Below are 22590 nucleotides of genomic sequence, written 5' to 3'. Positions count from 1 at the left end.
GCTAGAAGCTGGCGCCGATCTTCAGCGCCACCGTATAGCCCTCCGCCCGGTTGCGCGTCTCAAACTCCTTGTAGGCGTGCAACCAGATGGCCGGCAGCCCCGAGGCGGGGTCGAAGTAGCTGAGCGCCGGCCCCAGCGCCAGCGTGCGGGCGCGGTTGCCACGGGTCAGGCCGGGGGCGTCGTCGTCGCTGAGCTGGCGGTAGTAGTAGCCGCCAAGTCCCGCCGTCCAGGGGCCGACGTGCTGGCCGACGGCGAATTCGTGGCGGTACTCCACCCCGCTGCGGTAGTCGGTGGCCGAGTTGCGCGCATTGATGTCGACCTGGAAGCTGGACGACAGCTCCAGTCCGCTGGGGCTGATGTAGCTGGCGTTGAAGATCGGCGAGACCGTCCAGTGGTTGGTCCCGGGACTGACCAGGCGATTCTTGTCGTAGTCGCCGGTGGGCGCCTGGATCGACAGCTGGGTGTTGATGCCCACGCCGGGCGCCGGCTCCCAGGCGAGGATCAGCGGAATCAGCTGCAGGTCGGCCGGGCGGAACAGCTCGGCGCTGTCGCTGAACACCCGCTGCCCGCCGGCGTTGATGCCGAGGTCCGCGTCCATGCGAAAGAACACCGAGACCGCGCCGAAGCCATAGCGCGCGCCGAACAGCTGCTGATCGGTCATGCGCAGATAGGCCAGGCCGATGGCCAGGACGTTGATGTTGAAATCGTTGCCATCGTCCCGGCCATGGCTGTCCTTGATCACCCGCGCCTGGTAGTCGCTGAAGCGCATGCCGATCGTACCGACGGGCGTCGACGGCGGCATGAAGCCGGCGCCGAAGTCCTGCACCCCGGCGGCGGTGGTCGGCATGCCCTTCTCGGTGGCGTGGGTGGTGGCGGCCAGCGCCGCGAGTGACAGGACGGCGGCGCGGGTCAGCATTCCGGGCAGAGACGGCATGGCGGGATTCCTCAGGGCTTTCGAGCGGGCGAGCGAGGCCTCACCGGGCGCGCGAGGCGCCCGGTCTTGGCATAGGGATCAGGGGGAGATCAGTCCGGCGCGGCGGCGACCTGTTGCGCGATCTGCGCCTTGCGGTTGACGCCGAGCTTCTCGTAGATGCGCCTCAGGTGATGGCGGACCGTGGCCGGCGCCATGCCCAGGTTGCGGGCGACTTCCTTGTAGGTCTGGCCGAGGGCGAAGCACTGGGCCACTTCCAGTTCGCGGGCACTGAGGCGTTCCGCCGAACTGCGCCGGCGCGCCTTGAGCAGCAGCAGATCGCCCAGCGGCTGGGCATCGAGCTGCAGGGTACGGCCGTGGTAGGTGCCCTGGGGATCGCAGGCGGGCGGCAGGCGATTGCCCTGCCAGCCCTCCCATTCTCCCGCCAGCAGGGCGGCGAAGCCGGGCTCCATGGACAGCAGCACGCCATAGCGATCGCACACCGCCAGGGCCAGTTCGTCGAAGCTGCCCTGGCTGTCTCTCAGGGTCGCCAGGGTGCGCAGGCAACTCTCGCGCTCGGCATGCAGCAGGTGCGGCATCAGCCATTCCACCAGCTGGCATTCCAGGGCGGTGAAGGGGGTGGCGGGATCTTCGCGGAACAGCGTGAGGTGCACGCCCAGGCGGGTCTGGTCGTCGGTGAGCACGATGCGCAGGCCGTGGGCCAGGCCATACCGCTGCCCCAGGGCGGCCAGGCTCGGCGAGGCCGTCAGGTCCTGGCAGTCGAACACCTGGCAGCGTCCCTGCACCAGGTGCAGGTCGCCAAGGGTGCGGTCGTCGGCCTTGAGGGCATCCCATTCGCGGGTATAGCTCCCGGGCAGCCCCAGCAGAAAGGTGCTGTGCGCCACGGGGACGCCGTCGCGCCAGGCGGAGTTGCCCCACCAGGCCTTGTCGAAGGCGACCAGGCGTTGCAGCTGCGCCAGGGCCTGGGCATGGAATTCGGTGATGGCCCCGCCCCGCAGGCGGGCTTGCAGCGCCAGGACGACCTGGCTGAAGCGGGCGACCACGTCGCTGGGCACACTGCAGGAAACGACGGCTGACTGATCCATGCTACCCCCATTGTTTTGATTGTCTGGGTAGGATGCCGGCCCCCTGACGGGGCCTGGCTTGGGTCCGAGTCTACCGTACCGCGGCGGCGCGCCTATCGTTCAGATGCAGGATAGGCCGCCCTCAGCCACGGGCGCGACCGCGCAACGGCCGCGGGCTAGCCGAGGTCCAACAGCCGCCGCCATCGTTCATCTGATCGATAGACCCGCCCCAAGCCTGCGGCGAGGCTGGCGGCGACCCGGCGTCCATCCTGGCGCCCGGGACCACAGGAGAAGCCCCATGCCCGACGTCTTCGCGCGCCTCACTCCCGAGGTGGGCGGCCTGCTGGCGCAGCTGGCCGCCCACCCGCAGCCGCCGCTGGATAGCCTCACCCCGGCGCAGGCGCGCGCCGCCTATGTGCAGCTGAATCGCGCCCTTGGCCTGCCGCCGGCGCCCGTGACGCGGGTGGACGAACTCAGCGCCCCCGGTCCGCTCGGCCCCATCCCGCTGCGCCTCTACCGCCCCTATGCGGAAGACGATCGACCGCGCCCGCTGGTGGTCTATCTGCACGGCGGTGGCTGGGTGATCGGCGACCTGGACAGCCATGATTCGCTCTGCCGCCAGATCGCCCTGGGCACCGGCTTCGCGGTGCTGGCGGTGCACTATGCCCTCGCCCCCGAGCATCCGGCACCGGCGAGCCCCGACGATGTGCTGGCCGCCCTGCACTGGCTGGCCCAGGCCGGCAGCGCCTTGAATCTCGATCTCGACCGCGTCGCCGTGGCCGGCGACAGCGCCGGCGGCGGCCTGGCGGCCATGGCCGCGCTGCACCTGCGCGAAGGACCGCTCAGGCTCAAGGCCCAGGTGCTGATCTACCCCGGCGTCGACAACACGCCCGAGGCCTGGAATCACCCCTCGCGCATCGAGAACGCCCAGGTCCCGCCGCTGACCCGGCCGATGATGGATTACTTCTCGGGGATGTATCTCCAGGACGTGGACACCCGCGACCCGCGCGTCTCGCCGCTCTATGCCCCCTCCCATGCCAACCTGCCGCCGGCGCTGATCTTCGGCGCCGAATGCGACGCCCTGCGCGACGATGCCCGCCTCTACGCCCAGGCGCTGATCGGCGCCGGCAACGCCGTGGAGTACCACGAGTTGCCGGGCATGATCCATGGCTTCATCGAGATGCTTGGGGTGCTGCCAGGCGTGCGCTGGACCCTGGAAAGGATGAATGCCTTTCTGCGCGAGCACCTGCAGCAGGCGACCTGAGGCCGCCCGCGCGGGTCAGACCCGGCCGAACCAGTGCAGCACCAGCCGATAGAGGTGCTCCGGCCAGCGCGACCACCAGCCGCCCTGCGCCGCCGCCTCCAGGGCCACCAGCGGGCGGGTCTGCAGGACGCGGTCGCCCTCCACCAGCTCCAGGCGGCCGACCACCGCGCCCTGGGCGATGGGCGCCACCAGCGGCTCGTTCAGCACCAGGCGGCGCTCGGGTGGTTGCTGGCCCTTGGGACGGGTCAGCACCACGTCCTCGGTCACGCCCACCGGCAGGGTCGCCTGCTCGCCCTCCCAGATCGCCGGGGTGCCCAGGGCGACGCCGGCCTTGTCGAGGCTCAGGTTGTCGAAGAAGCGATAGCCATAGGTCAGCAGCTTCTGGGTGTCCGCCGCGCGGTTGTTGATGGAGTTGGAGCCGAACACCGCGGTGATCAGTCGGCGTCCGTCGCGCAGCGCCGAGGTGACCATGCAGTAGCCAGCCGCCTCGGTATGCCCGGTCTTGAGGCCGTCCACGGTGTGGTCGCGCCACAGCAGCAGGTTGCGATTGGGTTGGCGGATGCCGTTCCAGGGGAAGTACTTCCTGGCATAGAGCTCATAGTAGGCCGACTCGTCCTGGATGATGGCGCGGGCCAGCAGCGCCATGTCGTAGGGCGAGGAAAAGTGCTCGGGGTCGGGCAGCCCGGTGGGATTCATGAAGTGACTGTCGTGCAGGCCAAGGCGCTGCGCGGTGGCGTTCATCAGGCTGGCGAAGCTCTCGTTGCTGCCGGCGATGTGCTCGGCCAGGGCCACGCTGGCGTCGTTACCCGAGTCGATGATGATGCCCTGCAGGAGATCGTGGACCGACACCTGGCTGCGCGGATCGAGAAACATCCGCGAGCCTTCGGTGCGCCAGGCGTGCTCGCTGACGGTGACCGGGTCGTCGGCCTTGAGCTGGCCGGCCTGGATGTCGCGGGTCGCCACATAGACGGTCATCAGCTTGGTCAGGCTGGCCGGCGGCAGGTGCTCGTGGGCATTCTCTTCGGCGATCACCTGCCCGGTGGTGGCGTCCATCAGCACCCAGGCCTTGGCCGAGAGCTGGGGTGGCGAAGGAATCAGCACGGTGGTGGCGGGCGCAGCGGCGGGTGCAGCGGCGGGCGCAGCGGCGGGCGCAGCGGCGGGCGCGGCCTCGACCTGGCCGAGCCAGGCGAGACCCAGGGCGGCGAGGCCCAGTAGCAAGGGGTGTTTCACGAGCGGCAGATCCGGTGTGGCAGGAGGGGCCCGCCATCCTGGGAGAGCCCTGCCCCGGTCTCAAATGAAGCAAAATGAAGAAAAATTTAGGAAGGCTCACCTCACCCGGCGCTGGTGATGATCACCCGCGCGCCCACCGGTTCGGCCGCCTCGATGCTCAGGCTGAAGCCATGCAACCGCACGATGGCCGCCACCAGCGACAGGCCCAGGCCATAGCCCGGTTGCTGGCGACTGGCATCGCCGCGATAGAGCCGGCGCAGCACGCTCTCGCGCTCGGCCTCGGGAATGCCGGGGCCGTCGTCGATCACCTCGATGCGCACCGCCAGGCCGACGCCACGCGCCACCAGCCGCACCCTGCCCCCTTCGGGAGCGAACTTGAGGGCGTTGTCGAGCAGATTGACCAGCGCCTCGAACAGCAACTCGGCGTCGCCCTGCACCTCCGGCAGCGCCTCGCCCAGCTCCAGGCTCAGGGTCTGGGCCTTTTCCTGGGCCAGGGGTTCGTAGAAATCATGGGCCTGGCGCAGCAGCGCAGCGAGGTCCAGGGGCGCGAAGGCCATGCGCCGCCGGGTGTCCTCCAGCTCGGAGATGCGCAGCAGGCCCTGGAAGCGCGACATGATGGCCTCGGTCTCGGCCAGCGCCTCGCCGAGGCTCTCGGCCTGGGGTTCGGCCAGCGGCAGTTGCTGCAGCTGGTGCAGGCGCGCCCGCAGCCGCGTCAGCGGGGTGCGCAGGTCATGGGCGATGCCGTCGCAGACGCCCTTCACCTCGTGCATCGAGCGCTCCAGCTGCGCCAGGGTGGTATTGACCGCATCGGCCAGCATGTCCAGCTCGTCGTGGCGCGGCGACAGTGGCAGGCGTTCCTCCAGGTGACCGGCGACGATCCGTTCCAGGCTGCGTTGCAGTCGCTCGACGCGCCGCAACGGTCGTCGCCGCAACAGGTGCCAGCCGACCAGGCCGGGGATCAGGGTCAGCGACAGGCCCCAGAACAGCGCCTGGCCGATGATGCCGCCCACCGCCGAAATGGAGCCGCCGTCGCGGGCCAGCACCAGGATGCGGCCGTCGGCGCGGCGCTGCAGAAAGGCATGGCTGCTGCGGGTCTCGTCCAGGGCGTCGGTGGTCCTGAGGCCGCGCTGCAGGTAGTGCACCCGGCCGTCGTCCGGCAGGTTGCGCAGGAGCTTGACCAGGTTGCCGGCCACATAGCGCCCATCGGCCTCGAACAGGCCGTAGGCGTCGATGCCGGGCATGGAATAGACCTCGCTGGCCTGCAGCTCGCCCAGCAGGTCGGCGTCGGCCACCTTGCCGTAGTAGTGCGCCCGCTGCAGCAGGGTGCGCTCCGCCACGGCGCCCAGGTAGCCGGAGATCTGCCAGTAGAGCACCCCGGTGAAGACCGCGCCCCAGGCCACGAAGAGCAGCGCATAGAGTGCCAGCAGGCGGCTGCTGCCCGAGCGCCAGCGCCTAGTCCGGGACGACGAGGACATAGCCGGCTCCGCGAACGGTATGCACCAGCGGCCGCCCGGCCCGCTCGATCTTGCGTCTGAGCCGCCCCATGTGCACGTCGATGATGTTGGTGCCCGGATCGAAGTGATAGCCCCAGACCTGCTCGAAGAGCATGGTACGGGTCACCAGTTGCCCGGCGTTGCGCATCAGGTAGGTGAGGATCTTGAATTCGGTGGGCAGCAGGGCGATGGCCTCGCCGGCCCGGGTCAGGGTGTTCTCGATCAGGTCCAGGGTCAGCTCGCCGACCCGCAACTGGTGACTGGCGGACTGCGCGCCCGGCCGTCTGAGCAGCGCCTCCAGGCGGGCCATCATCTCCACCAGGGAAAAGGGCTTGGTCAGGTAGTCGTCACCGCCGCACCTCAGGCCGCGCACGCGCTCGTCGACATCGGACAGGGCGCTGAGCATCAGCACCGGGGTGGCGATGCCGAGGCCACGCAGGGTGCTGACGATGGTCAGGCCATCGAAATCCGGCAGCATACGGTCGAGGGTGATGATGTCATGGCCGCCGGCGATGGCCGCGGCCAGGCCCTCGCGGCCGGTGCTTTCCCAACGTACCTGATAGTCTTGCGCCTGCAATTCGCTGGCGATGGCGTGGGCGGTCACCTCGTCGTCTTCGATGACCAAAGCCTGGGTCATGATGGCCTCTGGATCTGGCGCCCGGTCTGGCGGACCGGACACCCTAGGGAAAACGGCCAGGTCGGTAAATTAAATTTTTCTTCATTCGGACTAACGCGCTTCCGCCTCGCCCGCGGTCTATCGTCGGTCTTTTCACCCTGGAGTCTTCATCATGTTTCGACGTCTGCCCACCCTTGCCCTTGGCGCCCTGCTGCTGGCCTCCACGCCACTGCTGGCCGCGCAACCCGTCACCACCCTCACGGTGCTGAGCTCGGGCGGCATCATGGGCGCCATCCGCGAAGTCGCCCCGGCCTATGAAAAGGCCACCGGCGTGAAACTGGACATCGCCGCCGCGCCGTCCATGGGCGACACGCCCCAGGCCATCCCTCAGCGCCTGGCCCGCAACGAGCCGGCCGACGTGGTGCTGATGGTGGGTTCGGCGCTGGACAAGCTGGTCGCCAACGGCCAGGCGCTCAAGGACAGCCGGGTCGACCTGGGGCAATCCTTCATCGCCATGGCGGTGCGCAAGGGCGCGCCCAAGCCGGACATCTCCACCATGGAGGCCTTCAAGCAGAGTCTGGAAAGTGCCCAGTCGGTGGCCTATTCCGACAGCGCCAGCGGTGTCTATCTGGCGCACATCCTGTTCCCGCGCATGCAGCTGAGCGATGCCTTCAAGGCCAAGGCGCGCATGATCCCCGCCGAGCCGGTGGGCGAAGTCGTCGCCCGTGGCGAGGCGCAGCTGGGCTTCCAGCAGCTGAGCGAATTGAAGCCGGTGCAGGGCATCGACATCGTCGGCCTGATCCCTGACCAGGCGCAGAAGATGACCCTCTATTCCGGCGCCGTGGTCAGCAAGAGCACGCACCCGGATGCCGCGCGCGCCCTGCTGCAGTACCTGGCCTCGAAAGACGCCGCCAAGGCCATCGAGGACAGCGGTCTCAAGCCCATTCCGGCGCAGCAGTAATAAGGCCGCTCCTACAGCGGTTGATGCTTTTGTAGGAGCAACTGTCTTGATCGCATATCGCGGCCATGGGCCGCTCCTACAGGCACGGACGCCACCGTAGGAGCGGCCGCTACGGCGTACCGGCATGGCCGCGATAAAGACAGTTGCTCCGCCGGCGTCAGACGAAGAAGGAGATGGCGCCGGTGAGCAGGGCGATGGCGGTGATGACCAGGGAGGTCAGCACCGCCCATTTGACGGTGGCCTTCTGGAAGTCGCCGATGTCGCGGTCGACCATACCCACCAGCAGCAGCGTCGAGGCCACCAGCGGACTCATCAGGTGCACCGGCTGGCCCAGCACCGAGGCGCGGGCGATTTCCACCGGATCGATGCCGTAGGCCGCGGCGGCGTTGGCCAGGATGGGCACCACGCCGAAGTAGTAGGCATCGTTGGACAGCACGAAGGTCAGCGGCATGCTGGTGATGGCCACCACCAGCGGGAACCAGTGGCCCCAGGCCGGCGGAATCCAGTCGACCAGGGTCTGGGCCAGGGCGTCGACCATCTTGGTGCCGGAAAAGATGCCGGCGAAGATGCCCGCGGCGAACACCAGCAGCACCACAGTCATGGCATTGCCGGAGTGGGCCAGGATGCGCTCCTTCTGCAAATCCAGTTGCGGATAGTTGATCATCAGCGCCAGCACGAAGCCGATCATGAACAGGATGGCGGCGTGCATCACGCCCATGACCAGAGCGGTCATCACCGCGATCACCAGTACCAGGTTGACGTAGGCCAGGCGCGGCCGCTTGGTCGGCGAATCACCGAGGATCTCCTCGATGTAGCACTTGCCGCCGGCCGCCCCGCCGCTCTCCAGGGCGACGTTGCCGATGCGCGCGCGCTCGCGGCGACCCAATAGGTAGGCAGTGAAGACCACCCAGGCCGCTCCGCCGATCACCGTGGGCAGCATGGGAATGAAGTAGGCGGTGGCGTCCAGCCCCAGCGCGGCGATGGCGCGGGTGGCCGGGCCGCCCCAGGGACTCATGCCGCTCATGATGCTCAGCGAGAGCATGGAGACGGTCGCCAGCACCATGGGATTCATGCCGATGCGCTTGTACAGCGGCAGCATGGCCGCGCAGGTGATCATGTAGGTGGTGGTGCCGTCGCCGTCTAGGGCCACCAGCAGCGAGAGCAGCGCGGTGCCGATGGCGATCTTGACCGGGTCGCCGTTGACGCGCTTGAGGATCTTGCGGATCAGCGGATCGAACAGCCCGGCGTCGATCATCAGGCCGAAGAAGAGGATGGCGAACAGCAGCAGCGCCGCGGAGGGCGCCACCATCTTCAGGCCGTCGAGCATCATCTTGCCGGTGGTGGGGGCGAAGCCGCCGATGAGGGCGAAGACGATGGGCACCACGGTGAGCGCCACGATGGGCGACAGACGTTTGCTCATGATCAGGTAGGTGAAGGTCACCACCATGATCAGACCGAGAAGCGCGAGCATAGGCATATCCCTTGTTCTTGTTGTGGGTCTGGCCGGCCGCGGGCCAGCCGATCCCCGCCTCCGGCCAGCTGACGGCGCGGAGGTGGGATTGCAGCGGTAGCGGGGTTGGAACGATCAGGCGTGGGGACGAACGTCCGGTGCCGTCCACTCGGCGGCCTCGGGCAGCGCCACGGGTTCGGCCTTGCCACTGGCCAGGGCGCGCATCAGCTTGTCGCGATCGCAGGCGCCCTCGCCCAGCGCGATCACCACGGTGGCCACGGCGTTGCTGGCCAGGCTGGTGAGAGCGCGGGCCTCGGACATGAAGCGGTCGATGCCGATGAGCAGCGCCAGCCCGGCCAGGGGGATGTCGTGGATCACGGTGAGGGTCGAGGCCAGGGCGACGAAGCCGCTGCCGGTCACCCCTGCCGCGCCCTTGGAGGACAGCAGCATGATCGCCAGCATGGTCAGGGTCTGGCCGACGGTGAGGTCGATGTTGCAGGCCTGGGCGATGAAGACCGCGGCCAGCGACAGGTAGATGGCGGTGCCGTCCAGGTTGAAGGAGTAGCCGGTGGGCAGCACCAGGCCGACCACGCCCTTCTTGCAGCCCAGGCCTTCGAGCTTCTGCAGCATGCGCGGCAGCACCGGCTCGGTGGACGAGGTGCCCAGCACCACCAGGAATTCCTCGCGGAAGTAGCGCAACAGCTTCCACAGGCTGAAGCCGCGCGAGCGGCACAGCGCGCCCAGCACCACGAAGACGAAGAAGGCGCAGGCGATGTAGAGGGTGGCGATCAGTTTGGCCAGGGAGCCCAGCGAGGTGATGCCGTACTGGCCCACGGTAAAGGCCAGGGCGCCGAAGGCACCCACCGGGGCGAAGCGCATCAGGTAGCCGAAGATGCGGAAGACCATCTGCGACGCCGACTCCAGCACGTCCAGCACCGGCCGGCCGCGCTCGCCCATGGCGGACAGGGCGAAGCCGCAGAGCACGGCGATGAACAGCACCGGCAGCACCTCACCCTTGTTGAACGCCCCCATGAAGGTGTCCGGGATGATGTGCATGACGAAGTCCACCACGCTGAGCTTGGCCGCCGACGCCGTGTACTGGGCGATGCTGGCGGTGCTCAGGGTCGCGGGATCGATGTTCATGCCCACGCCGGGCTGGAACAGATAGACCGCGCCGAGGCCGATGAACAGGCTGATGACGGTGAGCACCAGGAACAGCAGCAGCGTCTTGCCCATCAACCGGCCCAGGGTGCTCTTGTCGGTCATGCCGGCGATGCCGGTGACGATGGTGCAGAACACCACCGGGGCGATCATCATCTTGATCAGTTTGATGAAGGCGTCACCCAGGGGCTTGAGCGCGACGGCCTGTTGCGCCCAGAAGTGACCGACCAGCACCCCGAGGACCACGGCGCAGAGGATCTGGAAGTACAGCGATTTGGCAAGTTTCATGGGGCATCACCGTTTATTGAAGTTGTGCGGATGCGCTGGTGGTTGGGGGTGTCGCGTTAGCCGGCGAGCCTCCGCGCGGTAGGCGCATAGACATGACCGGAAAACAGACGGCGCGCGGTCCGGACGACCGAGGCCTGGATGGTAGTGCCGTCCGCGCCGCCGCGCGACAGCACCACGTCGATCCCGCCGCTGGGATGCTCCAGGCGGACGTGGGTCAGGTCACGCGCCGACTCGCCGAGCAGCGCCATCACCACGGTCTCCGAGGTGACGCAGGCGGTGGCCAGGCCGATGGAGCCGGTGATGGCCAGCGCCCGGTGGCAGCTGTGCGGCATGAAATAGCGCACCTGCAGGGTGCCGCCCTGCTGGGGCGCGGAAATCAGCACCGGCTTGGGGATCACCTTGCCGCTGACATCGCCCAGGCCCATGGCCCGACCCGCCTGCAGCCGCAGGGCTTCCAGCCGCGCCAGCAGCGCCGCGTTGGTGTCCAGTTCGGCCGGCCGCTCGCTGCCGGTCACGCCCAGGTGGCGGGCCTCGACGATCATCATCGGCATGGCCATGTCGATGCAGGTCACCGGCACGCCGTCGAAGACATCGGTGGCCTGGCCGGTGGGAAACAGCTGGCCGGTCTTGCTGCCCACGGCGTCGAGAAAGGTCAGCTGCACCGGGGCGGCGGTGCCGGGCACGCCGTCGATGGCGGTGTCGCCTTCATAGCGCACCAGGCCGCCGGGCGTATGCACCAGGGAATCGACGAAACTGTTGGTGTTGAGGTTGCGGATACGCACCAGGGTCTTGCCGTCTCTCGCGGCAACCAGCCCCTGCTCCACGGCGAAGGGCCCCACGGCGCAGAGCATGTTGCCGCAGTTGGGTGCGGTATCGACGCGCCGCTCGGCGACCATCACCTGGACGAAGAGGTAATCCACGTCGGCATCGGGATGACTGGACGGGCTGATGATGGCGACCTTGCTGGTCTGCGGACTGCCGCCACCGATGCCGTCGATTTCCAGCTCGTGGCCGGCACCCATGAGGTCGATCAGCATCTCGTCGCGCGCGGCGGGATCGCTGGGCAGGTCGCTGGCGTGGAAGAAGGGGCCCTTGGAGGTGCCGCCTCGCATGAGAACGCAGGGAATACGTTGCATGACTGCTGACTCTTGTTGATCAATAGCGGTTATTGATGTTCTGGGAACAAGATTGGCAGCCGGATATAAATCTATCCAATGCAAATATCAGCGCTATTATTCCACTTGGATAATCAATAAAGCCGGCTTTCCGAAACGGGGCGTTCATGGACTACGAGCTGCAAGACATTCGATCTTTCGTGAAAATCGCCGAACTGGGCAGCTTCCACGAGGCCGCCGATGCCCTGCACCTGTCGCAGCCGGCCCTGAGCCGGCGCATCAAGAAGCTGGAAGACGGCCTGGGGACGCCCCTGCTCGAACGCACCACTCGTCGCGTCGGCCTCACCAGCGTCGGCCGCGATTTCCTGCCCAAGGCGCGGCGGCTGCTGGACGACTTCGAGGACTCCATCCTCAGCATCCGCGAGCTGGCCGAGCGCCAGACCGGTCAGGTCACCCTGGCCTGCATCCCCACCGCGGCCTTCTACTTCCTGCCCTCGGTGATCCGCCAGTACAACGAGCAGTACCCCAAGATCCGCATCCGCCTGCTGGACCTCAGCGCCAACGACGGCCTGGAGGCCGTGCTGCGCGGCGAAGCCGACTTCGGCATCAACATGCTCAGCGGTCAGCACCCGGACATCGAATTCGTGCCCCTGGTGCAGGAGCAATTCGTGCTGGCCTGTCGGCGCGACCACGAACTGGCCGGGCGCCCGTCGATCAGCTGGGCCGAGCTGGTCGAGCACCGGCTGATCGGTGTGGGGCGCCTGAGCGGCAACCGGGTGCTGCTCGACCATGCCCTCTCCGCCCGCGGCATCCGCCCCAAGTGGTTCTATGAGGTGCAGCACCTGTCCACCTCCCTGGGCATGGTGGAAGCCGGCCTCGGCGTCTCGGCCATGCCCAGTCTGGCCATGCCGGATGCCGACCACCCGACCCTGGTCAGCGTGCCCCTCAGTGATCCGGAGGTGACCCGTACGCTGGGCCTGGTCTCGCGTCGCGGCGCCTCGCTGTCGCCCGCCGCGGAAAAATTCGTCGCCATCCTGCTCGGCCAGTGGAAGACCGAACAGCCCTAGCTCGCGGCCTGTACGCCAGCGCGTCCTGAGGCGGGGCGGCCAGGCGCCAGTATCCAGTGAACGGCTCGCCTGCTCGGGCGGTCTGTTGGCTGCAACAACTGGTTACGGTCGAGTCCGCTCATGTCCCTTGCGCGAAAGTCGCGTCCTTCTTCTCTCTGCCCGGGGAGCACCTCGAGGCGCCGCCTGGCGGTCGGGTCCCTGGCTGGCCTGCTGCTGGCCGCTTCGCTCACTGGCTGTTCGCCGCTACAGCACGGCTTTCTCGCCCCGGCCGGTCTCGCCGCCAGTGGCGAACGCGACCTGCTGCTGTGGATCGTCGGCCTGGCGCTGGTGGTGGTCCTGCCGGTGATCCTGCTCACCCCGCTGATCGTCTGGCGCTATCGCCACGGCAACACGCGCGCCGCCTACCGGCCGCGCTGGGAGTTCTCCTGGCTGCTGGACGTCTTCGCCTGGGGCGTGCCGGCGCTGATCGTCGCGGTGCTGGCGGTGCTGGTCTGGACCCGCACCCACAGCCTCGACCCCTATCGCTCGCCGACGCCCAGCCAGGCGCCGCTGGAGGTCCAGGTGATCGGCCTGGACTGGAAGTGGCTGTTTCTCTATCCCGAACAGGGCATCGCCACGGTCAATGAACTGGTCCTGCCAGCCGGACGCCCGGTGCAGCTCAGACTCACCAGCGATACGGTGATGCAATCCCTGCTGTTGCCGCGCCTCGGCGGCCAGATCTACGCCATGGCCGGCATGCAGACCCAGCGCTACCTGCAGATTCCCGCGCCCGGCCGGTTCGAGGGCCGCAATGCCCAGTACAGCGGCGAAGGCTTCCAGGATCAGCATTTCCCGATCCGGGTGCTGGATGCGCAGGACTTCGCCAGCTGGACCCAGGGCGTCAGCCAGACCCGCGAGGCGCTGGATTGCGCCCATTACCAGGTGCTATCCCGCCCCGGCACCCTGGAGCAGGCCGCCGCGTTGCGCCTGACCCAACCCGCCCTCTTCGCCTGGGTGCTGGCGCGCTATCGCCAGGATCCGGTACCCGCCTGCGCCACCTTCCAGGGAGCCACCCATGACTGATTCCTCGGCCCTCTGGCACCTGCTGTTCGGTCGCCTGGGCTACGATGCCCTGCCCTTCTACAGCCTGGTCGCCACCTGCGGCGCCAGCGTGGTGATCCTTGGCGCCCTGGCCACCGCCGGGGTGATCACCTGGCTCGGCAAGTGGCGCTATCTCTGGCAGGAGTGGTTCACCAGCCTGGACCACAAGCGCATCGGCGTCATGTATGTGGTGCTGGCCCTGGTGATGTTCAGCCGCGGCGTGGTGGAAGGCGTGATGATGCGCACCCAGCAGGCCCTGGCCATCGATGCCCCGGGCTATCTGCCACCGGAGCACTTCGGCCAGCTGTTCAGCACCCACGGCACCATCATGGTGTTCTTCGTGGCCATGCCCTTCCTTACCGGGCTGATCAACTTCGTCATGCCGCTGCAGATCGGTGCCCGCGACGTGCGCTTTCCGCTGCTCAACGCCATCAGCCTCTGGCTGACCGTGGCCGGTGCGGCCCTGGTGATGGTCTCGCTGGTGCTGGGTCGCTTCTCGACCGGTGGCTGGAGCGGCTATCCGCCCTATACCGGCGCCGAATACCAGCCCGGCGTCGGCCCCGACTACTGGATCTGGGCGCTGACCCTCAGCTCCATCGGCAGCACCCTGACCGGCCTCAATTTCGCCGTCACCCTCTACAAGGAGCGGACGCCGGGCATGCGCCTGTTCCATATGACGCTGTTCAGCTGGACGGCGCTGTGCACCAGCATCCTGATGATCTTCGCCATGCCGCCGCTGACCGTGGCCACCCTGCTGCTGGCCCTGGACCGCTACCTGGACTTCCACTTCTTCACCAACACCCAGGGCGGCAACCTGATGAACTACATCAACCTCTTCTGGCTGTTCGGCCATCCAGAGGTGTACATCCTGATCCTGCCGGCCTTCGGGGTGTTCTCCGAGGTCTTCGCCACCTTCTCCACCAAGCGGCTCTATGGCTATCACTCGCTGGTCTGGGCCACCCTGGTGATCGCGGTGCTGTCCTTTACCGTCTGGCTGCACCACTTTTTCACCATGGGCCAGAGTCCGAAGATCAATGCCGCCTTCGGCATCGCCACCATGCTCATCGGCATCCCCACCGGGGTGAAGATCTACGACTGGATGGCGACCATGTTCCGCGGGCGCATCCGCCTGACCACGCCGCTGATCTATGCGGTGATGTTCATCATGCTGTTCGTCATCGGCGGCCTTACCGGCATCACCCTGGCCACACCGCCGGTGGACTACCAGGTGCACAACACCGTCTACCTGGTCGCCCATTTCCACAACATGCTGATCCCCGGAATGCTGTTCGGCATGCTGGCCGGCTATCACTTCTGGTTTCCCAAGGCCTTCGGCTTTCGCCTCGACGAGCGCTGGGGCCGCATCGCCGCCCTGAATTTCGGCCTGGGCTTCCTGCTCGCCTTCATGCCGCTGTACGTGCTGGGCGTCTCCGGCCTGCCGCGGCGCAGCCAGGCGATCCACAATCCCGATTTCGCCCCGCTGCTGTGGGTCGCCGAGCTGGGCGCGGTGATCCTGCTCGCCGCCCTGGCCAGCCTGGTGATCCAGTTGGTGGTGAGCATCCGCCACCGCGACAGTGCCCGGGTGCCGGTGGGCGATCCCTGGAATGGCCGCACCCTGGAATGGGCCGTGGCCGCGCCGCCGCCGGAATACAACTTCGCCGTGCCGCTGCCGATCAACGACCGCGATCCCTTCACCTGGCTCAAGGAGCATGGCCTGGCCTACGACCGGCCGCGCACCTATGCCGACATCGAACTGCCAAAGAACAGCGCGGTGCCTGCCATCGTCGGGGCCGCAGGCTTTGCCTGCGCCTTCGGGCTGGTCTGGCACATCGGCTGGCTGGCCGTGCTCGGCCTGGGGGTGGCCTGGGGTGCGGTGATCGCCCGCAGCTTCCAGCGCGATACCGAGCGGCTGATTTCCGCTGCAGACATCCGGCGCGAGCACGAGGCCTGGCTGGATCTCGTCGCCGCGACGCGAGCGGTCAACCGCGACGAGGAAACAGGGCCGGGCAACCGTGGCCTGGCGGAGATGGGCCCATGAGTCCGCGCGACATGAATCACGCCGGCCTCAATGTCGGCGCCACCGATCACGCCACCCACGCCGAGGCCGAGTATTCGCTGTTCGGGTTCTGGATCTTCCTGATGAGCGACGCCCTGGTGTTCGCGCTGCTGTTCGCCATCTACGCGACGCTGCAGCACGCCACCGCCGGGGGCCCGGTCGCCCGGGACGTCTTCGAGATCGGCAGTGTCACCCTGCAGACCCTGGTGCTGCTGGCCAGCAGCTTCACCTATGGCCTGGCGTCCCTGGCCATGAAGTACCACGAGGGTCGCCTGCGGCCCCTGGTGACCTGGCTGCTGGTGACCCTGGCGCTGGGCCTGGTCTTTCTGGGTCTGGAGGTGCACGACTTCCTCGGCATGGCGGACAAGGGCGCCCTGCCCCAGCGCAGCGCCTTTCTCTCGGCCTTCTTCGCCCTGGTGGGCATGCACGGGGTGCACGTCGCCAGTGGCTGTCTGTGGCTGGTGGTGATGCTGGTGCAACTCAGGGTGTTCGGCCTGGATACGCCGGTGAAGACCCGGCTGATGCGGCTGGGCCTGTTCTGGCATTTTCTCGATATCGTCTGGGTAGCCATCCTCTCGGTGGTCTACCTGCAGGGGCTGTTGCCATGAAGAGAGATGACTATCGTCGGGAGCTGACGAGCTACGTGGTCGGCCTGCTGCTGGCGGTGACGCTGAGCCTGATCCCCATCGGCCTGGTGCTCTTCCGGAGCTGGCCGCGCGGCACCACCCTGGGGGTCATCTTCGGCCTGGGTCTGCTGCAGATCCTGGTGCACCTGCGCTGCTTCCTGCATATCAGCCTGGGCCGCTCGCACCGGCACGACCTCTATCTGCTGCTATTCACCAGCCTGATCCTGGTGCTGATGGTGGTGGGCAGCCTGGTGGTGCTCGGCGATCTGCAGCACCGCATGCATTGATCGGCTTGCCGCCCGACTGCGCGGCAAGCCGATCCATCTCGCACCTTACTGGGTACGCGTCACGCGCCAGACGGTGTTGGCCAGGTCGTCGGCGATGAGGACGCCACCGCGCTGATCTACCGCCACCCCGACCGGGCGGCCGCGGGTCTTGCCGTCGTCGCCGTAGAACCCGGTAGCGAAGTCGATGGGCTCGCCGGCCGGACGGCCCTGCTGGAAGGGCACGAAGACCACGCGGTAGCCCACCGGCTTGTCGCGGTTCCAGCTGCCGTGCTCGCCGACGAAGACGCCATCGGTGAATTGCCCGCCCACCGCCGCGGTGGAAAAGGTCACGCCCAGGGCGGCGACGTGGGAGCCCAGGCTGTAGTCGGGCTTGATGGCGGCGGCCACCTTGGCCGGATCCTGCGGCTGGGCACGGGTATCGACGTTCTGCCCCCAGTAGCTGTAGGGCCAGCCATAGAAGCCGCCTTCGCGGATGGAGGTCAGGTAGTCCGGCACCAGGTCCGGGCCGATCTCGTCGCGCTCGTTGGCCACCGCCCAGAGCTGGCCGCTGTCGGGCTGTATGGCCAGGGCGGTGGGATTGCGCACCCCGGTGGCATAGTTCTTGTGCGCACCGCTCTGGGCATCGATCTGCCAGATCACCGCGCGATCCACCTCGACGTCCATGCCGCGCTCGCCGACGTTGCTGTTGGAGCCGATGCCCACATAGAGATAGCGACCATCGGCGCTGGCAGCGAGCGACTTGGTCCAGTGGTGATTGATCGCCGCTGGCAGCTCGACCAGCTTGTCCGGCGCGCCGCTGGCCTGGGTCTGGCCGTCCTGATAGGGAAAGCTGACCAGGGCATCCTGGTTGGCCACGTAGATCCGGCCGTTGGCGAAGGCCAGGCCATAGGGCGCGTTGAGATTCTCGGCGAACACCGTCTTGAGTTCGTACTTGCCGTCGCCATCGGCGTCGCGCAGCAGGGTCAGGCGATTGCCGCCCTTCACCTGGGTGTTGCCCTGGGCCTTGATGTAGCCGGCGATGACGTCCTTGGGCTTGAGCTTGGGCGCGTTGCCGCCACGGCCTTCAGCCACCAGGATGTCGCCATTGGGCAGCACCAGCATCTGTCGCGGAATGCGCAGGTCGGTGGCGATGGCGGTGATGGTGTAGCCCTGGGGAACACGCGGGGTGCGATCGCCCCAGGGGGCAGGCTCGGCGATCTTCATGCTCGGCAGGAGGCCGCGCTGAGGTTCGGGCAGCTTGGGATCGGGACCGCGGGCCTGGGTGTCGGCGCCGCCCTCGTTGCCGCAGGCGGCCAGCAGAACGGCCAGACCCAGGACGCTCAAGACTCGTGGAGTGCTCATCGGACCACCTCCGAACGCAGGTTGGAGAGACCGATCCAGGCAGCCACCAGGCTCAGCACCGACACGATCACCGAGAGGATCAACCCGGCGGGCATCACCGCCCAGGCGTCCTTGGCGTGCTCGAAGGCATTGACCAGCCCCAGCACCCAGGCCAGCAGCAGCAGGAGGAAATAGGCCGCCGGCCGGCGACCACGGAAGCGCGCGCCGAACAGATTGCCGAGGGCGAACAGCAGGGCCAGCCCGGACAGCAACAGCGCCCCGGCGATCAGCCAGGCGGCGAAGTTGGCCCACTGGATCTGCTGGGTCTGGTAGTAGGCGATATCGCTGAGCAGGCCGCCGATGAACAGCGGGACGGAGCCGGCCAGCAGCAGCGCGTGCAGCGGGCCGGGCCGGACAGGGTGGTAATGATGGGCAGCTACGGTCACTGACGACTCCTTTTCATGACGGGACGTGGCAGGGCCGGGCAGCCACTGCGCGGCGCAAGACGCACTGAAAAGGATTGCGCGCGCCCGCGGTTAGTTCAGCCGTTTCGCCTGGCGGACACCTCTTGCAAAAGAAGAGATAATGACAGTCTCGTTGCAGTCACGGCCTCTGCCTGGCGCCTGTAGGGCCGGGCCGTCACTGCAATCCGCTGTCCAGCCGGCGACCGACGGGCTGGACGTCACCTCGCCCACAGGAATCTTTCGCGCATGACCTCTTCCCGGTCCGTCGACCAGGCCTCCCGGCGCGCGGCCATCGTCCTCGCCTGCTGCCTGCCCAGCGACGTGCTGCTCTATCTCGTCCTGCCCATGTACGCCCCGGTCTTCGGCATCAGCCTGATCGAGGCCGGCATCCTGCTGGCCGCCAACCGGGTGATCCGCATCGTCGGCTACCGCTATGTGGTGCAGCTCTATGCCCGCTTCGGCGATCGCCGCAGCCTGGTGGTGGCTTCCGCAGTGGCCGCCCTCTGCGCCCTGGGCAACGCCAATCTCTCGGGTTTCTGGGCACTGGTGGGGCTGCGCCTGGCCTGGGGCCTGAGCTTCGCCACCTTCAACCTGTCCACCCAGGTGCTGGCCACCGCCGATCCGGCCGGCGCCGCCCGGCGCACCGGTACGTCCCGGTCGCTGATCGCCATCGGTCCCATGCTGGCGCTCTCGGTGGGCGCCTGGCTGACCCTGCAGTACGGTCCGCGCGCGGTACTGCTGCTGAGTAGCGGGCTTTGCCTGATCGGCCTGCTGCTGGCCCTGGGGCTGCCCCGCGCCGGGCACGAGTTGCCAGCGCCCGGACGCCGCCTGCGCTGGCCGGATCGCATCGTCACCTGGTCCTTCATCGAAGGGGTGACCCTGGACGGCCTGTTCATCTTCGGTCTATCGGCCTTTTCCCAGGCGGTACTCGGAGGCAATGCCGTGCTGGTCGCCGGGCTGCTGATGGCACTGCGTTATCTGTCCGACATGCTGCTCAGCCCGCTCGGCGGGCGGGCGGCGGATCGCTATGGCGCGGCGCCCATGCTGGTGGTCTGCTCGACGCTGACCGCGCTGTTCCTGATCGCCTTCGGCTTTCACTGGCTGATCCTCGGCGCCGGCGGGGTGCTGATCCTGCGCGCCCTGCAGATCCCCCTGGTGGTGACCCTGGTCGCCACCCGCCATCCCGGTCAGGCCCGGCTGCCGGCGCTGGCCTCCAACGCCATGTGGCGCGACGTGGGCGCCAGCGTGGGTCCGCTGCTGGCCGGGGCGCTCATTCCGCTGGTGCCCTCGACCCTGCTGTATCCGCTGTCCGGCCTGGCGATCCTGGTCAGCTCCCTGGCCTGCCTGCGACTGAAGCCGGCGAGCGAATGAGGCCGCCGGTCCTGGCATCGCTCCCGTGCGGGGCGGTGCCAGGGCCGGCTGCGGGCTACTTGCCCTTGGCCTGCAGCACCGGCTCGCTGACGCCCTTGACGCCGACCAAGGTCAGGCTGGTCAGCAGCACGTTCTGCGGGCCTTGATAGGCGTCCACCGGCTTGTACCATTCCGCCAGCGAGTGGGCACTGCCACCCTCCCCGCCACCGCTGATGGTCATGGCCGGAATGCCCAGCGACATGGCGGTGTTGGAATCGGTGCTGCCACCGCTGAGGGTGACCTTGGCGCCCTTGGTGACCGCCGCAATGGAGCGCTGCGCCGTCTGCACCATGGGCGAATCCTCCGCAGTGCCCCCGGCCGGACGATCGCCGATCAGCTTGATGTCCACCGAGATCTGGTCGGTCTCCCAGCGCTGGTTCTCTTCCTTCACCGCGTCCTGCACCAGGGCCAGGATCTCCTTCTCTTCGGCCAGCAGCGCGGCCTCTTCGTTGGATCTCATGTCCAGGGTCAGGCGCGCCTCGCCGGCGATGGCATTGACCGAGGTGCCGCCCTGCACCGTGCCCACGGTGAAGGTGGTCTTGGGTTCCTTGGGCGGACGGACCTCGGCGATCTTGGCGATGGCGCGACCCATGGCGTGGATGGCGCTGGGCCGGCCGAATTCGGCGAAGCTGTGGCCACCCGGCCCCTTGAAGGTCATCTCGTATCTGTGACTGCCGGTACCGCGATTGACGATGCGACGCACGTCTATACCATCCACCGAGATGAAGCCGTCGATGCCCTGGCGATCCTTGAACAGCGCCTTCACCCCGCGCAGGTTGCCCAGCTCCTCCTCGCCCACGGTGCCGACGAAGACCAGGTCGCCCACCGTCTCGATGCCGCTCTTGTTGAGGGCGTCGATCACCGACAGCAGCGCCGCCAGGCCCCGGGCGTCATCGCCGATGCCGGGGCCGTAGGTCCTGCCGTCCTTTTCCTTGAGGGTCAGGTCGGTGCCCTCGGGAAAGACCGTGTCCAGGTGCGCCGACACCACCAGCTGCGGCCCCTGACCACTGCCCTTGCGGGTGGCGATCACATAGCCTTCCGGGGCGATGCTGGCGTCCTTGAGACCCAGCTCCTGGAAGCGCTTGAGGTAATACTCGGCGCGCACCTTTTCCTTGAACGGCGGCGCGGGAATCTGGGCGATGTGCTTCTGTTCCGTGAAGGTGCGGCCATCGTCGGCGCGCAGCGCTTCCAGCGCCTTGGCGACCCGGGCATCGCCCTGGACGGCGGACAGGGAACCCTCGACCCCCGGCGCGGCGGCCAGGGGCAGCGCCAGGGTAGCGGTCGCGGCGGTGAGCACTAGAGCGGAAAAGCGGTTGGCCAAGGCCGAACGAGCAAAAGACATCTGACACTCCCATTGCCTGAATTGGTATTCCGATTGAGCACAATCGTCAGACGAATGCGCCCTGCCTGACCCTAGGTGTCCGCGCACGAAAGGTCAAAGCACGGGACGCTCTCGGATATGTGGCGTCGTTCAGGGTGCTCTGCGCGACTCAGGCGTCCAGAAACCTGCGCCCCTCGTCCGCCAGTCGCCGCTGCCGGGGGCAGATCTCGGTGCCGCGTTCGGCCAAGGCGGCATGCGGAAGGGTCGGCACAGGCAGAAGCGACGGGAAGGTTTTATCGGAAATACCCGAAGCCGCCCTACGTCTCTAGGGAATCTTGGCGATGCAGGAAAGGAATGACCCGAAGTCCTGCATGCTTCACTCGGCCCGTCCGGCCTCGACCAGGTGCTCCCGCGCCCACTGCTCAGCACTGGTCACCGCGATCCCGTGCCGAGCATTGAAGGTGGTCTCCATCGGCCAGGCGACGCCGCGGCCCTGGGCGAAGACCGCGCGATACTTCCAGATGTGCTTGAGCTGCTCGTCAGGCTCTTTCTCCAGCTCATCCAGCAGTTGGGGAAGCGGCCACACCCGGGTGCTGAAGGGCCGCTGCAGCACCCGCTCCAGCAGCGCGGCCAACTCGCCATAGGCCAGGGTGTCACCGGCGAGATAGACGATCTCGTTACGAAAGCGCGGCTCGAAAAACACGATCTCCGCCGTCAGCCTGCCGATATCCTCGGGCGTCGTCAGGGTCACCTGGGTATCCAGACTGCCCAGCGCCCTGACCGTATCCGTCACGAGATCGACGACCTCGAACGCGGGTTCGAACAGGAAGCTGGTAAACATCCCGGTGGAAATGATCACCCACTCGGTCTGGCTCTGGGCGCGCAGCAACTCGCGCACCTCGAGTTGCGCATCGAACAGGTCCTGGGGACTGCCACGACCGATGACGTCGTAGTCCACCCCGAATTGCCAGGGAAAGTAGCGCTTCACACCCGAGGCGAGTGCCGCACGCGCCAGCTTCATGGGGGTTTCCCGGCCAGCGACCATGCCGGCGCAGCCAATGACGGTATCGAATCGCGCGAAGACCGCCGCCAGTTCGGCGATGGAATCCTTGACCAGGTCGCCCGCCACCAGGGTGATGCCAAGCGCGCGCAGCTCGCCCAGCTCCCTTTTCTTGACAGCGTCCTGGCTGTCGAGGGTCGACTGGCGCAGCAACACGCTCACCTTCGAACCGGGTTTCTCCTTGGCAAGCCGGGCGAGATTGCGCAGTACCGGCAAGCCGAGTTCGCCCGCGCCAAGCACGAGAATGGATTGGGTAGCGGTAGGGAATGGGTTAGTCATCATGACTCCTGACGTCAGGTATAAGATGAGCGAATGCTGGCAGACGC

The 22590-nt window shown here is 67.5% G+C and carries 20 protein-coding genes; 8 read left to right on the top strand and 12 right to left on the bottom strand.

The window, feature by feature from the left end; translation table 11 throughout:
- Nucleotide 1: 1 nt before the first annotated feature.
- Together PSEK12I1_RS0115455 and PSEK12I1_RS0115450 are read right to left on the bottom strand one after the other, a co-directional pair.
- Nucleotides 2–916 (bottom strand): transporter, encoded by a 915-nt coding sequence (locus PSEK12I1_RS0115455; protein WP_027599580.1) that lies wholly within the window; start codon nucleotides 914–916, stop codon nucleotides 2–4.
- A 107-nt stretch (nucleotides 917–1023) separates the two neighbouring features.
- On the bottom strand, nucleotides 1024–2016 hold the full coding sequence (locus PSEK12I1_RS0115450; protein WP_037007013.1) for a helix-turn-helix transcriptional regulator: 993 nt from the start codon (nucleotides 2014–2016) through the stop codon (nucleotides 1024–1026).
- 277 nt (nucleotides 2017–2293) lie between these two features.
- On the opposite strand from PSEK12I1_RS0115450, the gene PSEK12I1_RS0115445 reads away from it, so the two are divergent.
- The gene (locus PSEK12I1_RS0115445; RefSeq protein ID WP_027602124.1) at nucleotides 2294–3259 is read left to right on the top strand and encodes an alpha/beta hydrolase; all 966 of its coding nucleotides are present in this window, start codon (nucleotides 2294–2296) and stop codon (nucleotides 3257–3259) included.
- 15 nt (nucleotides 3260–3274) lie between these two features.
- On the opposite strand, the gene PSEK12I1_RS0115440 is transcribed toward PSEK12I1_RS0115445, so the two are convergent.
- The 3 genes from PSEK12I1_RS0115440 to PSEK12I1_RS0115430 all read right to left on the bottom strand — a co-directional run bounded on the left by PSEK12I1_RS0115440 (nucleotide 3275) and on the right by PSEK12I1_RS0115430 (nucleotide 6619).
- On the bottom strand, nucleotides 3275–4489 hold the full coding sequence (locus PSEK12I1_RS0115440) for a D-alanyl-D-alanine carboxypeptidase family protein (RefSeq protein ID WP_231501012.1): 1215 nt from the start codon (nucleotides 4487–4489) through the stop codon (nucleotides 3275–3277).
- 101 nt (nucleotides 4490–4590) lie between these two features.
- A complete protein-coding gene (locus tag PSEK12I1_RS0115435; RefSeq protein WP_007158577.1) occupies nucleotides 4591–5964 on the bottom strand; it encodes a HAMP domain-containing sensor histidine kinase in 1374 nt (457 codons plus the stop codon).
- Nucleotides 5942–6619 (bottom strand): response regulator transcription factor, encoded by a 678-nt coding sequence (locus tag PSEK12I1_RS0115430; protein ID WP_027602122.1) that lies wholly within the window; start codon nucleotides 6617–6619, stop codon nucleotides 5942–5944. The genes PSEK12I1_RS0115435 and PSEK12I1_RS0115430 overlap by 23 nt, the downstream gene beginning before the upstream one ends.
- 151 nt (nucleotides 6620–6770) lie before the next feature.
- On the opposite strand from PSEK12I1_RS0115430, the gene PSEK12I1_RS0115425 reads away from it, so the two are divergent.
- Complete coding sequence (locus PSEK12I1_RS0115425; protein WP_027599585.1) at nucleotides 6771–7559, top strand: substrate-binding domain-containing protein; 789 nt, start codon at nucleotides 6771–6773, stop codon at nucleotides 7557–7559.
- Between the two features lie 157 nt (nucleotides 7560–7716).
- On the opposite strand, the gene PSEK12I1_RS0115420 is transcribed toward PSEK12I1_RS0115425, so the two are convergent.
- The 3 genes from PSEK12I1_RS0115420 to PSEK12I1_RS0115410 form a co-directional block, all read right to left on the bottom strand.
- Nucleotides 7717–9030 (bottom strand): CitMHS family transporter, encoded by a 1314-nt coding sequence (locus tag PSEK12I1_RS0115420; RefSeq protein WP_027602121.1) that lies wholly within the window; start codon nucleotides 9028–9030, stop codon nucleotides 7717–7719.
- 114 nt (nucleotides 9031–9144) lie between these two features.
- Nucleotides 9145–10458, bottom strand: a complete 1314-nt coding sequence (dctA, locus tag PSEK12I1_RS0115415) for a C4-dicarboxylate transporter DctA (protein ID WP_027602120.1) — start codon at nucleotides 10456–10458, stop codon at nucleotides 9145–9147.
- A gap of 56 nt (nucleotides 10459–10514) precedes the next feature.
- The gene (locus PSEK12I1_RS0115410) at nucleotides 10515–11594 is read right to left on the bottom strand and encodes a 4-oxalomesaconate tautomerase (protein ID WP_027602119.1); all 1080 of its coding nucleotides are present in this window, start codon (nucleotides 11592–11594) and stop codon (nucleotides 10515–10517) included.
- A gap of 146 nt (nucleotides 11595–11740) precedes the next feature.
- Here PSEK12I1_RS0115410 and PSEK12I1_RS0115405 point away from each other — a divergent pair, with 146 nt between their 5' ends.
- The 5 genes from PSEK12I1_RS0115405 (at nucleotide 11741) to PSEK12I1_RS0115385 (ending at nucleotide 16689) form a co-directional block, all read left to right on the top strand.
- On the top strand, nucleotides 11741–12640 hold the full coding sequence (locus PSEK12I1_RS0115405; RefSeq protein WP_007158583.1) for a LysR family transcriptional regulator: 900 nt from the start codon (nucleotides 11741–11743) through the stop codon (nucleotides 12638–12640).
- Nucleotides 12641–12760: 120 nt separating this feature from the next.
- The gene (locus PSEK12I1_RS23850) at nucleotides 12761–13702 is read left to right on the top strand and encodes a ubiquinol oxidase subunit II (RefSeq protein WP_027602118.1); all 942 of its coding nucleotides are present in this window, start codon (nucleotides 12761–12763) and stop codon (nucleotides 13700–13702) included.
- A 22-nt stretch (nucleotides 13703–13724) separates the two neighbouring features.
- On the top strand, nucleotides 13725–15758 hold the full coding sequence (locus PSEK12I1_RS23845; RefSeq protein WP_371099738.1) for a cbb3-type cytochrome c oxidase subunit I: 2034 nt from the start codon (nucleotides 13725–13727) through the stop codon (nucleotides 15756–15758).
- Entirely contained in the window at nucleotides 15755–16384 is a 630-nt protein-coding gene (locus PSEK12I1_RS0115390; RefSeq protein ID WP_027602117.1) for a cytochrome (ubi)quinol oxidase subunit III, read from the top strand. Before PSEK12I1_RS23845 ends, PSEK12I1_RS0115390 begins: the two co-directional genes overlap by 4 nt.
- Nucleotides 16381–16689, top strand: a complete 309-nt coding sequence (locus PSEK12I1_RS0115385; protein WP_027602116.1) for a cytochrome o ubiquinol/quinol oxidase subunit IV — start codon at nucleotides 16381–16383, stop codon at nucleotides 16687–16689. The genes PSEK12I1_RS0115390 and PSEK12I1_RS0115385 overlap by 4 nt, the downstream gene beginning before the upstream one ends.
- A gap of 45 nt (nucleotides 16690–16734) precedes the next feature.
- Here PSEK12I1_RS0115385 and PSEK12I1_RS0115380 read toward each other — a convergent pair whose 3' ends face one another.
- Nucleotides 16735–18030 (bottom strand): sorbosone dehydrogenase family protein, encoded by a 1296-nt coding sequence (locus PSEK12I1_RS0115380; protein ID WP_027602115.1) that lies wholly within the window; start codon nucleotides 18028–18030, stop codon nucleotides 16735–16737.
- On the bottom strand, nucleotides 18027–18455 hold the full coding sequence (locus PSEK12I1_RS0115375; protein ID WP_027602114.1) for a DUF2231 domain-containing protein: 429 nt from the start codon (nucleotides 18453–18455) through the stop codon (nucleotides 18027–18029). The genes PSEK12I1_RS0115380 and PSEK12I1_RS0115375 overlap by 4 nt, the downstream gene beginning before the upstream one ends.
- A gap of 264 nt (nucleotides 18456–18719) precedes the next feature.
- On the opposite strand from PSEK12I1_RS0115375, the gene PSEK12I1_RS0115370 reads away from it, so the two are divergent.
- Nucleotides 18720–19844: an MFS transporter gene (locus PSEK12I1_RS0115370; RefSeq protein ID WP_027602113.1), complete on the top strand. Its 1125-nt coding sequence runs from the start codon at nucleotides 18720–18722 to the stop codon at nucleotides 19842–19844.
- A 55-nt stretch (nucleotides 19845–19899) separates the two neighbouring features.
- Here the strand turns inward: PSEK12I1_RS0115370 and PSEK12I1_RS0115365 are convergent, their stop codons facing one another.
- Nucleotides 19900–21225, bottom strand: a complete 1326-nt coding sequence (locus tag PSEK12I1_RS0115365; RefSeq protein ID WP_027602112.1) for a M20/M25/M40 family metallo-hydrolase — start codon at nucleotides 21223–21225, stop codon at nucleotides 19900–19902.
- A gap of 355 nt (nucleotides 21226–21580) precedes the next feature.
- On the bottom strand, nucleotides 21581–22543 hold the full coding sequence (locus PSEK12I1_RS0115360) for an aromatic alcohol reductase (RefSeq protein WP_027602111.1): 963 nt from the start codon (nucleotides 22541–22543) through the stop codon (nucleotides 21581–21583).
- Nucleotides 22544–22590 lie beyond the last annotated feature (47 nt).

Origin of the sequence: Pseudomonas sp. MOIL14HWK12:I1, from assembly GCF_000510705.1 — a bacterium.
In the GTDB taxonomy this organism is placed as follows: Bacteria; Pseudomonadota; Gammaproteobacteria; order Pseudomonadales; family Pseudomonadaceae; genus Chryseomonas; species Chryseomonas oryzihabitans.
The sequence above is the reverse complement of the archived record's forward strand: the minus strand, read 5'-3'. Positions and strand labels throughout refer to the sequence as shown.